General features: G+C 53.3%; 13 protein-coding genes and 1 pseudogene. All 14 read left to right on the top strand.

Going from position 1 to position 13,743, the window contains the following annotated elements:
• Positions 1-45 precede the first annotated feature (45 nt).
• The 14 genes and pseudogenes from ACKX14_RS07410 to rsmI all read left to right on the top strand — a co-directional run bounded on the left by ACKX14_RS07410 (position 46) and on the right by rsmI (position 13,641).
• Positions 46-177, top strand: coding sequence for a hypothetical protein (locus tag ACKX14_RS07410; RefSeq protein ID WP_422446198.1), 132 nt, complete (start codon positions 46-48; stop codon positions 175-177).
• A gap of 295 nt (positions 178-472) precedes the next feature.
• Positions 473-790: a (2Fe-2S)-binding protein gene (locus tag ACKX14_RS07405; protein ID WP_422446196.1), complete on the top strand. Its 318-nt coding sequence runs from the start codon at positions 473-475 to the stop codon at positions 788-790.
• Positions 787-1,881, top strand: a complete 1,095-nt coding sequence (locus tag ACKX14_RS07400; RefSeq protein ID WP_422446195.1) for an NAD(P)/FAD-dependent oxidoreductase — start codon at positions 787-789, stop codon at positions 1,879-1,881. The genes ACKX14_RS07405 and ACKX14_RS07400 overlap by 4 nt, the downstream gene beginning before the upstream one ends.
• Positions 1,878-2,387 (top strand): 4Fe-4S binding protein, encoded by a 510-nt coding sequence (locus ACKX14_RS07395; RefSeq protein ID WP_422446193.1) that lies wholly within the window; start codon positions 1,878-1,880, stop codon positions 2,385-2,387. Before ACKX14_RS07400 ends, ACKX14_RS07395 begins: the two co-directional genes overlap by 4 nt.
• Before the next feature lie 2 nt (positions 2,388-2,389).
• Positions 2,390-2,653: a (2Fe-2S)-binding protein gene (locus ACKX14_RS07390; RefSeq protein WP_422446191.1), complete on the top strand. Its 264-nt coding sequence runs from the start codon at positions 2,390-2,392 to the stop codon at positions 2,651-2,653.
• A complete protein-coding gene (locus ACKX14_RS07385) occupies positions 2,650-3,831 on the top strand; it encodes an NAD(P)/FAD-dependent oxidoreductase (protein ID WP_422446189.1) in 1,182 nt (393 codons plus the stop codon). Before ACKX14_RS07390 ends, ACKX14_RS07385 begins: the two co-directional genes overlap by 4 nt.
• Before the next feature lie 80 nt (positions 3,832-3,911).
• Positions 3,912-4,643, top strand: coding sequence for an aspartate/glutamate racemase family protein (locus tag ACKX14_RS07380; protein ID WP_422446187.1), 732 nt, complete (start codon positions 3,912-3,914; stop codon positions 4,641-4,643).
• Between the two features lie 226 nt (positions 4,644-4,869).
• Positions 4,870-6,567 (top strand): sigma 54-interacting transcriptional regulator, encoded by a 1,698-nt coding sequence (locus ACKX14_RS07375; protein ID WP_422446185.1) that lies wholly within the window; start codon positions 4,870-4,872, stop codon positions 6,565-6,567.
• A 231-nt stretch (positions 6,568-6,798) separates the two neighbouring features.
• Positions 6,799-8,016, top strand: coding sequence for an NAD(P)/FAD-dependent oxidoreductase (locus tag ACKX14_RS07370; protein ID WP_422446183.1), 1,218 nt, complete (start codon positions 6,799-6,801; stop codon positions 8,014-8,016).
• A 17-nt stretch (positions 8,017-8,033) separates the two neighbouring features.
• Positions 8,034-8,144 (top strand): annotated as a pseudogene (locus ACKX14_RS07365) (dihydrodipicolinate synthase family protein); the annotation flags it as partial.
• A 172-nt stretch (positions 8,145-8,316) separates the two neighbouring features.
• Positions 8,317-9,750: a sodium:solute symporter family protein gene (locus ACKX14_RS07360; protein ID WP_422446181.1), complete on the top strand. Its 1,434-nt coding sequence runs from the start codon at positions 8,317-8,319 to the stop codon at positions 9,748-9,750.
• Between the two features lie 18 nt (positions 9,751-9,768).
• On the top strand, positions 9,769-11,583 hold the full coding sequence (locus tag ACKX14_RS07355; RefSeq protein ID WP_422446179.1) for an aldehyde ferredoxin oxidoreductase family protein: 1,815 nt from the start codon (positions 9,769-9,771) through the stop codon (positions 11,581-11,583).
• 289 nt (positions 11,584-11,872) lie between these two features.
• Positions 11,873-12,625: a tRNA1(Val) (adenine(37)-N6)-methyltransferase gene (locus ACKX14_RS07350; protein WP_422446177.1), complete on the top strand. Its 753-nt coding sequence runs from the start codon at positions 11,873-11,875 to the stop codon at positions 12,623-12,625.
• Between the two features lie 44 nt (positions 12,626-12,669).
• Entirely contained in the window at positions 12,670-13,641 is a 972-nt protein-coding gene (gene rsmI, locus ACKX14_RS07345; protein ID WP_422446175.1) for a 16S rRNA (cytidine(1402)-2'-O)-methyltransferase, read from the top strand.
• Positions 13,642-13,743: the final 102 nt, after the last annotated feature.

Here is a 13,743-nt window from a genome sequence, read left to right as displayed (position 1 = left end):
TTTTGAATATTTAAGCAAGGCCGAATTTCACCGGAAAGGACTTGGATGATAAAGGAACCAAGAATTCGGATATTTGAAGACCGCCCTTATAGGAAGGGAATGCCTGAAGAGATAGCCCTGCCTCTCCAGAAGATGGCTGACGATTCGGCCCTGGATTCAAATATTGTAACCCTATAAACACCGTAAAAAATCACACCAAATTCTAAAATTAAGAAATCGATTTTTAAAATTTATAAAATCCATGCCTGCGGCGAGAATTGCCACTTTTATTTTATTCAAATCGCCACCCGGCGCGTTCAAAGCGATTTTAACCGAACAGAAATTTAAATGATACCGGTTACATTGGGGAACAGCCGGTTCTATTTTTTATAAAACCTGGTATCCCGCATGCGGTTTTGTAAGGGGCCGGAGCTGGTATGATTTTTGTATGAGCTGTATTGTATATTAACGGAGCAGAATTGGAGGGAGCAAATTGCGCGTATGGCATCATCCCGTTCTCGGCGATGAAACCAGAAAACCCGACGCCACCATAATAGTGGATGGAAGGGAAGTTCCCGCCATTGAAGGCGAGCCCATAGCGGCGGCCCTTCTTGCGGCGGGGATAAAAAAATTCCGGGAAACCCCGAAATACCATAAGCCGCGGGGCATATTCTGCGCCATCGGACGGTGTACCGACTGCGTCATGACCGTGGACGGCGTCCCCAACGTCAGGACCTGCGTCACCCCGGTGCGCGACGGGATGGTAATAAGCACTCAAAAAGGGCTTGGGAAGTGGGGTAAGGAAAAATGAAGACCACCGAAATAGCCGTCATCGGTGCAGGGCCCGCAGGCCTTTCCTGCGCGGTGGAAGCCGCAAGGGCCGGCGCCCGGGTTACCGTTCTCGACGAAAACTTAAAGCCCGGAGGCCAGCTTTTCAAGCAAATCCACAAATTCTTCGGTTCAAGAGAACACCAGGCCGGCATTCGGGGATTTCGCATTGGAGAAAAGCTGCTGCAGGAAGCAGGGAAGCTGGGAGTCGAAGTCCTGCTTTCCGCCTCGGTATACGGCATATATGAAGACAGGCTCATAGCTTATATAAAAGACGGGAGGGACCATACCCTTAAGGCGAAAAAAATTGTCATAGCCACCGGAGCTTCAGAAAACGCCCTGGCTTTCCCGGGCTGCACGCTGCCGGGGGTTATGGGAGCGGGAGCCGCCCAGACCATGATAAACGTGCACAGGGTATTGCCCGGTGAAAAAATCCTCATGGTGGGCTCCGGCAACGTGGGCCTCATAGTCTCTTACCAGCTGATGCAGGCGGGGGCCGATGTGGCAGCTTTGATTGAAGCTGCGCCCAAAATAGGCGGCTACGGGGTCCACGCCGCCAAAATCAGGCGTGCCGGGGTCCCCATATACACCTCCACCACAATAAAAGAAGTCCTGGGCGAAGAAAAGGTGGAAGGGGTTGTAACCGTAAGTTTAGACGAAAGCTGGAAGCCTGTGGAAGGCAGCGAAAGAGAGTTTAAGGTCGACACCGTATGCCTTGCCGTGGGTCTTTCTCCATTGACGGAACTTGCCTGGATGGCGGGGTGCGAATTCACCTTCATCCCCGCTTTAGGAGGTCACGTTCCCGTCCACGACAGAAACATGGAGACCACCGTGCCCGGCATTTACGTGGCGGGAGACATTACGGGAGTGGAAGAAGCCTCCTCCGCCATGGAAGAGGGGAGGCTCGCGGGGGTGGCCTGCGCCGAGAGCCTGGGCTACTGCGACCGGAAAAGAGCGCTGGAACTGAAACGAGAAATATGGGAACGCCTGGATGCCCTCAGGACAGGCCCTTTTGGAGAAGCAAGATTCAGGGCAAAACTTGAGCAGCTGAACGCAAGGAGGAAATTGGCATGACACAGAGACAGGGTGTTATATACCAGGGATTTCCTTCAGAAGAAGAACTTTCAAGAATACCCGGCGTCCCTTCGGATGAAAGGATAAAAAAAGGTCCCGTGGCCTTCATAGAATGCGCCCAGGAAATCCCCTGCAACCCGTGCGAAGAAGCATGCCCCTTTGGAGCCATATCCGTGGGGAAGCCCATCACCAATCTGCCGGCATTGGATGAGACGAAGTGCACGGGCTGCGGCACGTGTATAGCCGCCTGCCCGGGCCTGGCCATATTTGTCGTGGACGGCTCAAAGGAAAAAGCCGAAATCAGCTTCCCCTACGAATACCACCCCCTGCCTGAAAAAGGCGACATGGTGGAATGCGTGGACCGGGAAGGAAGGGTGGTAACCGGAGGTGCTGTTTTAAGGGTGGTAAAATCTAAAAAATACGACGCCACCGCCGTGATAACGGTCCAGGTCCCCGTGGAATTCATCAAAATCGTCCGCGGCATAAGGCGGGTTGGGAGGTCGTAAAAATGAAAGAAGAATACATCTGCCGGTGTGAAGAAGTTACCCGCAGGGAAATAGAGGAAGCCATCGCCGACGGCGCCACCACCCTTTCCGGCATAAAGCGGAGGACCCGGGCGGGAATGGGTCTATGCCAGGGCAGGACGTGCCGCCGCCTCATCACCCAGATGCTCTCACAGGTCAAAGATCCCTCACAAATAACCCCCCCCACATCAAGGCCGCCGGTCAGGGCCATAAAGATAGGCGAGATAGTGGAGGGAGAAGACGATTGAAAAAGAGCGCGGAGATAGTCGTGATAGGCGGGGGCGTCATAGGCACATCCGTTGCCTATTACCTCGCGAAAAAAGGTAAAAAGGTGACCCTTTTGGAAAAAGACGATCTGGCCTCCGGGTCTTCCGGGGCCTGTGACATAGACATCATCCTCCAATCCAAAAACCCCGGCATACACCTGGAGCTTGCCATGAAAAGCGCCGAACTCTATGAGGAACTTGTACAGGAACTGGACTGCGATATAGAATACGAAAACACCGGGGGCATGATCCTCATCGAAGACGGACGGCAGCTGGAGGCCATGAGGGAGTTCGTAAAAAAGCAGAAGGCCGCAGGGCTTGAGGTGGAGCTCCTGGACTTTAAGGAAGCGTCCAGGCTTCAGAAAGGCCTTTCACCCCACCTGATGGGAGCCACCTACAGCCCCCGGGACGCCCATGTAAACCCCATGAAGCTCTGCTTCGCCTTCGCCCGGGCGGCCCGCAGGATGGGGGCGGAGATCCGCACCGGCACGCCGGTGGTGGACATAAAGGTGAAAGGCGGCAGGGTGAAATCGGTGGTGGCGGGCAGCGAAGAGATAGAGACGGGTATGGTGATAAACGCCGCCGGAGTCTACGCCCCCGCCATATGCAAAATGGTGGGCCTTTCGGCGCCCATAAAGCCCCGGCGCGGTCAGATAATAGTTACGGAGCCGGTGCCCGGGTTTGTCACTGGGGACGTGCTCTCGGCGAGATACATCGCCGCAAAGTACAACCCCAGGATGCTTGAAGGTTCCGACGACCCCGAGATCCGGCTGGGTGTGGGACTTTCCCTCAGCCAGACCAGAAGTGGCAACCTTCTGATAGGAGGGTGCCGGGAATTTGCGGGATACGACAGAAACACCACTCACGAAGCGCTGAAGGCCATACTAAGACACGCCACAAGGCACGTCCCGCTTTTAAAAGGCATCCACGCCATCAGGTCCTTTGCCGGCCTCAGGCCCTACACCCCCGACGGCCTGCCCATCCTGGGACCGGTCCGGGAGGTGGAGGGGTTTATAATGGCCGCCGGACACGAGGGCGACGGTATAGCCCTTTCTCCCGTCACAGGCAAAATCATCTCCGACCTGGTGGTGGAGGGGAAGAGCTTTATGGACGTACGACCTTTGAGCCTGGAGAGGTTCGCAGGCTGGAAGGCCGATTAAGCGGTTAACCGCCGGGTTTGAAAACTCATGAAGACTTATAATTAAAATTTCATTTTCCTTTTGGGAAGGGCAGGTCTGAAATGATCGTAAGAGGGGGAACCACCAATTACGGTGAGAGCATAGGAATCCTCATGCTGGACACCCGATTTCCCAGAATACCGGGGGACATCGGAAACGCGCTGACCTTTGATTTTCCGGTGAGGTATAAAAAAGTGGAAGGCGCCACCTCCCGGAGAGTGGTGAAGGATGCCGACCCCGCCCTGATAGCCCCTTTCATAGAGGCTGCCAGGGAACTGGAGCGGGAGGGAGTGTCCGCCATTACCACCAGCTGCGGTTTTCTCGCCATATTTCAGGAAGAGCTGGCGGGTGCCGTCCGCGTGCCTGTATTCACCTCCAGCCTTCTCCAGGTGCCGCTGATATACAGGATGCTGGGGAGGAATAAAAAGGTGGGGATTATGACCGCCAGCAAACCCCACCTGACTCCGCTCCACTTCAAAGGCGCCGGTATTTTTGACATTCCCCTGGTGGTTTACGGGATGGAAGAAAAACAGGAATTCTCCAGGGTTTTTCTGCAGAACGGTGAGACCATGGATGCAAACAGGGTCAGAGAAGAGATGGTGAGTGTGGCGCGGTGCATGGTGGAAGAAAACCCCGATGTGGGGGCCATTGTCTTCGAGTGCACCAACATGCCGCCTTTCAGGCCGGCGGTGCAAAAGGCCGTGGGCCTTCCGGTCTTCGACATAGTTACATTGACACAGTGGGTGTACGGTGCCGTAAAACACAGGCAGCCTCTGACCGATCTCATCTTATAATCGCTCCGGGATATCCGGGCCTATTTTATTTTTGCCGGTAAACCATGCAAAATAAACGGCAGGGCGCAATGAGCGCCGGTAAAGTGCCTGGATGTAAATTATCATTGCCCGCAAAAAGAATATTTTTGATGCTGAAATGTCAATTATTGCTCAAGTCCCGAAGGAGGAATTATCCTAAATTTGTAGAATAGAAAAAACTTAATACCTTTTTCGGGAGGCAGGATTTGTGCAAAAATTAAAAGTCGGCATCATAGGAGCCGGCAAAGGCGGGATGGCCTTGATGGAGGCCTTCAAGGATTTTGAAAACATCGAGATAGTGGGGGTGGCCGACATCAATCCTCAGGCGCCGGGCATGAAAATCGCCCGCCGGCGGGGGATAAAGTGCTTTGAGAGTTTTGAGCGACTGCTCGGCGACTGCGATCCGGACGTGGTTTTCGAGATGACCGGCGACGAGACTGTGGCCAGGGGCCTCCGGGAGGCTCTACCCCCCACCGCCGCTCTTGTGGAGGGCAGGGCTGCAAGCATAATGCTTACCGTCATCCACGAGAGGAAACAACTTTTGGAGATAAAGGAGATAAAAGAAAAGCTGTCCATCATATTAAATTCTGCCCAGGAGGGCATTCAGATGGTGGACAGGGATGGAGTCATACAATATGTGAATCAGGGATTTACCAGAATCACCGGAATACCCGCCGAGGAGCGAATAGGCAAAAACGTATTTGAGGTATCCCCTGACGGCGCCCTGGTGGAGGTGCTCAGGACGGGCAGGCCGTGTACAGGCAAAAGAAACAAAGCCGTGGGGTCTAGTGCAGAAGTCATATCCAATGCCGCACCCATCATCGTGGACGGTAAGATGACGGGAGCTGTAGTGGTTTTTCAGGACATCACGGATGTTGTCAAACTTACCGAACAGCTGAAACACTCCAATTCCATCATTAACGGTTTAAAAGACGAAATTAAAAAATTGAACGAGGGCCGGGGTAAATTTGAGGATATCGTGTGCGAGAGCGAGAAGATGAAGAATGTGATAAATCTCGCAAGAAAGGCCGCCCGAGAGGACTCCACCATCCTGATAACCGGCGAGACCGGCACGGGCAAGGAAATATTTGCCAATGCCATTCACGCGGAAAGTACCCGGCGGGACAGGCCCTTCATCAAGGTGAACTGTGCCGCCATCCCGGAAAACCTGCTGGAAAGCGAGCTTTTTGGTTACGAGGCGGGAGCCTTCACCGGCGCGAACCGGTTGAAACTGGGAAAATTTGAACTGGCCTCGGGAGGCAGCATTTTCCTGGATGAGATAGGAGACATGAGCCCCGTGCTCCAGGCAAAGCTTTTAAGGGTTCTTCAGGAACGGGAAATAGAGCGCATCGGCGGCACACGCCCCGTAAAAATCGACGTTAGGATCATTTCCGCCACGAATCGGGATCTGCAGGAGCTTATACAGCAGGGGAAATTCCGGGAAGATCTATATTTCAGGTTGAATGTAATAAATATTCACATTCCACCCCTCAGAGAGAGAAAAGAAGACATCATGCCCCTGACGCAGGTGTATTTAAGGAATTTCAACCGCAAATTTTGCAAAAACATCAAAGGCCTCACCGACGGTGCCAAGCAAATGCTGCTCTCCTATCACTGGCCCGGCAATGTCCGCGAACTCATGAACATCCTGGAGCGCACGGTGCTTATGGCAGACGGAGAGTGGATCACCGAAGAACTGCTGCTGCCCTATTTTGACCGGCTTCAGAGGGACATGCAGGCTGGGGCCGGCGTGATTTCTCTGGAGGAAATGGAAAGGCGGTTGATAAAAAAAGCTCTGGAAGAGTACGGCACCGGAGTGGAGGGCAAAAAAAAGGCGGCGGAAGTTTTGAAAATTTCTCTGGCCACTCTCTACAACAAAATAAAAAAATACGATATCCGGGTGTGAACCGCCCGGATTTTTAATTTTTAGAAACCATCCTCAAATTTCTGGAAACACCGGAACCGCATTTTTTAAAAAAATTCAATTGAAACCGCCCGCGGGAAGTTATAAAATTTGGAATTCAACCCCTGTCTGCCGCTTTACCTGCGGTATTTCTTTTTGGCATGAGACTTGCATTATTTAAACCAAAAAAATTTGATCTGAAAAATTCTTCACCCAACTGAAAGGGGTAATCCGATGCGGTCGTCAGACGTGGTAGTGATCGGCGGGGGCGTTATAGGCTGTTCTGTAGCCTATTATGCGGCAAAAAAAGGCTTTAAAGTAGCCCTTGTCGAAAGGGAGGATATTGCCTCGGGAACTTCAGGTGCCTGCGACAAAGCGGTTCTGCTCCAGTCCAAGAACCCGGGGCTGCATTTAAAGCTGGCTCTGGAGAGCATAAAGCTTTTCCCGGACCTTCAGAAGGAATTTGACATAGACATACACTACAGAAATAACGGCGGAATGATTGTAATCCAGACGCCACAGCAGTGGGAGGTGATGAGGGAATTCGTTTCCAGGCAAAAGAGCATAGGCCTTGAGGTGGAACTTCTGGATAGGGGAAAAGCCCTGGAAAGACAGCCGGCCTTATCAAAAGACATAGAAGGCTCCACCTACAGCCCCCTGGACGGGGAGGTAAATCCCATTTACCTGACGCTGGCTTTTAAAAGGGCCGCCGAAAATAACGGGGCCAGGATTTTTTTACACACCGAAGTTAAGGGCATAAGGGTTGAAAATGGCAGAGTTCATTCGGTAATTACTTCCGAAGGGGAGATAACGACGCGGGTTGTGGTAAACGCCTGCGGGGTATATGCCCCGCACATCGGGCGCATGGTGGGCGTGGATATCCCCATAGTCCCCAGGCGGGGCCAGATTGTGGTAACCGAGCCCGTGGCTCCTTTGATCCGCGGGGATGTCAACTGCGCCCGCTACTTAACAGCCAAGTTCAGGCCGGACCTTCTGGGGCGCGGCGAGGACGCCGGACTGGGGGTGGGCCTTTCCCTGGGACAGACGGAAAACGGGAATCTGCTTATCGGCGGTACGAGAGAATTTGCTGGCTATAACAGGAAGACCACCCACAGGGCCCTGCGGGCCATATTGAAACACGCTGCGGCCCTGGTCCCGGCCCTGAAGGATGTCAGCATAATCCGGAGTTTTGCGGGCCTGAGGCCCTACACCCCCGACGGGCTTCCCATTCTTGGAGCGGTGGAAGGGGTGAAAGGATTTATAATGGCCGCCGGCCATGAGGGGGACGGCATAGCCCTTTCGCCCATCACCGGTAAGATCGTTTCGGAAATCATTGCAGGAGAGCGCCTTCCGGCGGACATGGATATTTCGAAACTATCGCTGGAAAGATTTAAGGGCATGGATATCAATGGATTTCGGCAGAGTCATAATTGCCATGGCAACGCCGTTTGAAAAACCGGCAAGAGACCAGGGTTCTGGCGCCGGACCTTGCCGCCTGCAGCGGTGACGACAGTCTGACCCTTCCCATGCTCGCCCCGGGGGCCGAGGGGGTCATCGGTGTGGCCTCTCACCTGGCGGGCCTGCCAAAAAACCCGAGTCCTATTGCAGGATTTACTGACTGAACTTGGGCTTGTCTCTCAGTCTTAAGTGACTGCAGTGACGTAATCCTGCTTAACGCTGTAAGTGATGGTGGTGTGGGGGAAATATGTAATTCCCTCGAGATATTAATTTTTCAGAAAAAGGAGTGAAATCATGAATCTTAGCACAATTGTGTGGCTTATTACCATTGTTTTCTGCGGCATTTTCCTGTGGATATCTTTTAGGGTTCAAGATTCCGCCGGCCAGAGCTTTTCCAATTATGCCATAGCCGGCGGGACCCTTCCGCTGTATCTCATTCTTTTTACCGATATAGCCACGATTATGGGGGCGGGCAACTTTATCGGCCATGCCGCCCAGGGCTACAAAATAGGGCTTGTGGATATACCGTTTGTTTTCGGAGAACAGGGGTCCAAAATAATATTCGCCCTGATTTTCGCCGGTCTGGCGGGAAGATTTACCTATAACACCCTTTCCGAAATGATGGACGACCTGCTGGTGAGGGATAAATTCACGAGAGCCCTGGTAGGGGTGCTTACCGCCAGCATCATGATAGCCTGGGTGGGTGGTCAGGGCAAGGGCCTGGGCGATATTTTCGCCACATTTACCGGCGCCAACCCCATCCCCATTATTATGCTTTTCAATGCGGTCTTCATCGTCTACACCTTCCTTGGAGGCATTTATTCGGTGGTGTGGACGGACCTTCTGCAGGGCATCATCGTAGTGGTATTCGCCTTTATATTTTATGGATACGCATTTGCTCCGGTAAATTTTTCCATAAGCGTCCTGCAGCAAAAGCTGGCCGAAGTGGGGGCGGCGGAGCTCGGAACCCTGCATAACGTACCCTTTGCCGTCATCCTTAAAAATTTCGTTACAGGCTGTTTCGGGATTCTCGCCGCCCAGATATACTGGCAGAGGTGCTTTGCCGCCAGAGACTCAAGCACCGCCAGGAACGGGATGCTGGTCAGCGGTATTGCTGCCGTTGTTTTCGTAAGCCTGACGGCCATGGTGGGTATTGTCACAAAGGCGCTAAATCCGGCCCTGGAAGACCCCAACCAGGCCATGCCCTGGCTCATGATGAATTATACGCCCACCTGGGTGCTGGCGGTAGTCTTTACGTTGATCCTGGCGGCGGCCATGTCCAGTGCCGACTCCAACCTGAATTCCGCCGCCGTCATACTCGTCAATGACCTCATAAAACCTTTTGCTCCGGGCAAGAGCGACAGGGAACTGGTGCTTTATGCAAAACTACTCACAGTTCTGGTGGGAGTTTTTTCAACCCTGGCGGCTATATACGCCTCCAGCATCATAGGGCTCTTTTCCAAAGCCTACACCATGGCGGGCGGCGGAATAGTGCCTGTGCTGCTTGTAGGATTGGTATGGAAGAGGGATAGGAGCAAACCCTTCACCATGGGTGTGAAAAACAGCAGGCTTTCCGCCTGGGGGGCCCGGTCGGGAATCATATCGGGAGCCGCAATTTCCCTGTCTAAAATGGGCATTCTCTGGGGGGTGGTGATAGCGGCGGCGGTGGCGGTGACGGTTTCCCTTGTGGCGCCGGATGCCGGTAAACCTGTGGAAACTTGCCTTTAGACGAGGTGTGAAGGATAAATGTTCGGAAAAATACTTGCCATAAATTTGACCGAAGAAACTTATTCGGTACATAAAGTGGATTTTTCTGTAATTCGTGCCTTTATAGGCGGTAAGGGGCTCGGCGCATATTTGCTTTACACAACTTTGAAAGGCGGGGAAGACCCGCTTTCTCCCGCCAATCCCCTGATGTTTTTGACCGGCCCCCTTACCGGCACCTTTTTTCCCACTTCGGGAAGGTCGGTGGTCGTTTCAAAGTCACCGCTTACCGGGACTTTTGCCGATTCCCACTTCGGCGGCTACTTCGGGCCGGAACTCAGAAGGGCCGGATACGACGGGTTAATTATAACCGGCCGCAGCAAAAGTCCCCGGTACGTCTGGATAAGCGGCGGCGGGGTTGAATTTAAAGACGCCGGAGAAATCCAGGGTCTTCCCGTGGATGAAACCGTCCGACGGATAAGGAAAGAAACCGATGCAAAAGCCCGGGTGGCGTGTATAGGCCCTGCAGGAGAAAATCTGGTCAAATTCGCCGCCATAATGATGGACAAAGACGGCGACGCTTCCAGAGCGGGGATAGCCGCCAGGGCCGGCCTCGGGGCTGTTATGGGGTCAAAAAATTTGAAGGCCGTCGCCGTTAAAGGCACCGGAAAAATACAAGTCGTGGATGAAGAAGGACTTCGAGCCGCGGCAGCCACCGCCCTGCAGGTGATAAAAGAAAATACCTTTATACCCAACAGGACCCGCTTCGGCACATCCTACTGGGTGGAGCCCATGAACCGGCACGGCATACTTCCGACCCGGAATTTCCGGGCCGGGTTTATGGAAAACGCCGAAAGGCTTTACGCCGGTTACCTGTGCGGTCTCGAGAAGAAAGATGTGACCTGTTTTAATTGCCCCATAAGATGCGGGAAAAAAATTCATATCGGAGAAGGGCCGGTAAAGGTGGAGTATGAGGACATAGCCCTTCTCGGCAGCGACAACGGGATAAAAACCATGGAGGATGTTGCGAAGGCCCTTATGCTGTGCAACAATCTGGGGCTGGATGCCATTTCCGCCGGTAATGTGGTGGGCTTTGCCATGGAATGCGGCGAAAAGGGGATTTTAAGAAACATGCCCGATTTCGGTGACGCTAAGGGGCAAAGGGAGCTGATTAGAAACATCGCCTACAGGCGGGGGATAGGCGACATACTGGCGGACGGTGTCAGGGAAGCCGCCAGGAAAATCGGCCGTGATGCCGAAAAGTTTGCCATGCACGTAAAAGGCATGGAGATTCCGGGATATGAACCCAGGAGTTCCTGGGGCATGGCCCTGGCCTACGCCACTTCGGACCGGGGCGCCTGCCACCAGCGGGCGTGGACCGTAGCGTCTGAACTTGCCGGGCGTCTCAAAAGGTTCTGTTTCGAGGGCGTGCCCGCCTTTGTAAAAGACGTGCAGGACGAGAGGGCAGCGGCCTACTCCTTAATCGTGTGCGACTTTGCGCCGATTATTATGTGTAATGTCAGGCAGGCCCTGAAGTGTTCCGCCGGGATTGATTTGAACGAAGAGGAATATATAAAGGTGGGCGAGAGGATATGGAATTTGACAAGGCTTTTCAACGCCCGGGAGGGCATGTCCCGCAAAGACGACACCCTGCCGGTAAGGATTTTCGAAGACCCTCTCCCGGTGCCGGGCGGTGACGGGATAAAACATTTGAGCTTGCCCCGGGATAAATTTGAACGGGCCCTCGACGAATATTACGCTCTGCGGGGATGGGACGTTGATGGCATCCCAACCCGGGAAAAATTGAGGGAGCTTGGTCTTGATGGGTTTTATGCCGTAAACGGCGTGAAGGCGTAAAAAGGTCCGGTGCTTTATGGGGGCTGCTTTTTTTTTTTATTTTCCCCGTGAAAATTGTTAACTCAAAAACCTTTTGATATAATGGATTTAATAATAAACATCAAAAATTATATCCTGAAGTCTATTGGTTGCGCCTGGGGAAAAGGGTGAAATATATTTTTTCCAGCTTAATCCATGTTTATTTTTCATGCATGATATTTAAATTGGAAAATAAATATCTGATAATAAATATTTCGGTTTTTTGATACGCTTTTTTATTTTCTCATCTTAAAAAAGGCGTGTTCCGGTTATGGAAGACTTTTTAAAATCTCCCACCGAGAGGATTGACGACCTCCTGTGCAGGGGGCTTAAGATAATACAGGATGAAAAATCTTACCGCTTCGCCATCGACGCGGTGCTCCTTTCAAATTTTGTTAAAGCCGGGCCGAAGGACAGGGTAATCGACCTGGGGACGGGAAGCGGGGTTATACCCCTGCTGCTTTCGGCCAAGACCGGCGCCAGGGAAATCGTGGGCGTCGAGATAGTGGAAGAGGCGGCAGAAAGGGCCTGCCGCAGTGTTGCCATGAACGGCCTGGAGGACAGAATAAAAATAGTCTGCGGCGACCTTAAGGAGGCCCCGCGCATATTTGGGAAGGAGAGTTTTTCGGTGGCAGTATCCAACCCGCCTTACATGAGGCTTGGCGAGGGCAAAATCAGCCCGCGAAGAGAAACGGCCCTGGCCCGCCATGAGGTGGCGGCGACCCTTTCGGACGTGATAAAGGCCGCCGGGGAGCTTCTTTGCTTCGGCGGCAGGTTTTACATGGTGTACCGCACCGTGCGCCTGGTGGATTGCGTATATGAACTGAGAAATCACGCTCTGGAACCGAAGCTTCTGAGACCAATCCAGCCCGGGAGGGACCGTGAATTCAATCTTTTTTTGGTAATGGCCCGAAAGGGCGGCCGCCCGGGGATTAAAGTTCTGCCGCCGCTGGTGATATATAATGATGACGGAAGCTATACGAAGGAGATTTGCGATATTTATTTTGCCGAAGCTCAAAGTTAGAATTTTTCCCATGGCTTTTTATCATCTTGTACGGAGGAACCCGTATGCATCCGGATACCGGCATCCTGTATCTGTGCCCCACACCCATAGGGAACCTGGAGGACATAACGCTCAGGGCGCTCAAGATTTTAAAAGAGGCGGATTATATAGCCGCCGAGGACACGCGGGTGACCAGGAAACTCCTCAACCATTATGAGATAAAGACCCCCGTGTTGAGCTACCACGAACACAACAAGAAAGAAAGAGGGCCGAAAATTATTTCACTGCTTCAGCAGGGCAAGAGCGTGGCCCTGGTGACCGATGCGGGTACCCCGGGGATTTCGGACCCGGGGGAGGACCTGGTGCGCCTGGCGGTGCAAGCCGGCGTGAGAGTGGTGCCGCTGCCCGGCCCGGCGGCGGCCGTATGCGCCCTGGTGGCGTCGGGCCTTTCTACGGAGCGGTTTGCCTTCGAGGGGTTTTTGCCCAGAAAGACCAGAGAGAGGAAGCAAAGGCTTCTGGAGCTTGCCGCCGAGAGGCGTACCATGGTGCTGTACGAGGCTCCCCACCGTCTGATAAAGACTTTGAACGCCATGCGGGAGGTCCTGGGGGACCGCCGGATCGCCGTCGCGCGGGAGATGACCAAGATCCACGAAGAATTTTTCCGCGGGACCATTGACCAGGCTCTGGAAAGATTTGAAAAAGATCCCCCCCGGGGCGAGGTGGTGCTGGTGGTGGAGGGCCGGGGGTTTGACGGTATGGAGAAAGCCGGGGAGGGGCAGACAAAATTCCGGAGTGGTCCGGTTGAAAACGGACCGGAAGGCCCGGCACGGCAGCACGGCGCCGCAAGCGGCGGCGATGTAGCAGAGCTGGACACCGCCGGCCTCAGGAGGCTGCTCGAGTCGAAAATGGAGGAACACGCCGCAATGGGAATCGGCAGAAACCAAGCCCTGAAGATAGCCGCCCGGGAACTGGGAATAACCAGGAATGATGCATACAGGATACTGATAGAAGGCAAGGGTGATCGTCAAAAAATGTAATGTGCCATAGTTTCGTTCAAAAGCATTTTATTTCTGGGCAGGTTATCCCAGGGCAAAGAAGAGATGTCAAAAAGCAAGGAAGCGTAATTAGAAAGCTGATCC

The sequence above is a fragment of the Thermorhabdus hydrogeniformans genome (assembly GCF_049310025.1).
GTDB lineage: Bacteria > Bacillota > Thermosediminibacteria > Thermosediminibacterales > Tepidanaerobacteraceae > JBJYKD01.
The sequence above is the reverse complement of the archived record's forward strand: the minus strand, read 5'-3'. Positions and strand labels throughout refer to the sequence as shown.

Excerpts from the sequence above, each read along its gene's own strand:
- ACKX14_RS07350 (WP_422446177.1), top strand. The coding sequence starts at position 11,873 with ATGGAAGACTTTTTAAAATCTCCCACCGAGAGGATTGACGACCTCCTG.
- ACKX14_RS07400 (WP_422446195.1), top strand. The coding sequence starts at position 787 with ATGAAGACCACCGAAATAGCCGTCATCGGTGCAGGGCCCGCAGGCCTT.
- ACKX14_RS07410 (WP_422446198.1), top strand. The coding sequence starts at position 46 with ATGATAAAGGAACCAAGAATTCGGATATTTGAAGACCGCCCTTATAGG.
- ACKX14_RS07360 (WP_422446181.1), top strand. The coding sequence starts at position 8,317 with ATGAATCTTAGCACAATTGTGTGGCTTATTACCATTGTTTTCTGCGGC.
- ACKX14_RS07355 (WP_422446179.1), top strand. The coding sequence starts at position 9,769 with ATGTTCGGAAAAATACTTGCCATAAATTTGACCGAAGAAACTTATTCG.
- ACKX14_RS07390 (WP_422446191.1), top strand. The coding sequence starts at position 2,390 with ATGAAAGAAGAATACATCTGCCGGTGTGAAGAAGTTACCCGCAGGGAA.
- ACKX14_RS07370 (WP_422446183.1), top strand. The coding sequence starts at position 6,799 with ATGCGGTCGTCAGACGTGGTAGTGATCGGCGGGGGCGTTATAGGCTGT.
- ACKX14_RS07395 (WP_422446193.1), top strand. The coding sequence starts at position 1,878 with ATGACACAGAGACAGGGTGTTATATACCAGGGATTTCCTTCAGAAGAA.
- ACKX14_RS07380 (WP_422446187.1), top strand. The coding sequence starts at position 3,912 with ATGATCGTAAGAGGGGGAACCACCAATTACGGTGAGAGCATAGGAATC.
- rsmI (WP_422446175.1), top strand. The coding sequence starts at position 12,670 with ATGCATCCGGATACCGGCATCCTGTATCTGTGCCCCACACCCATAGGG.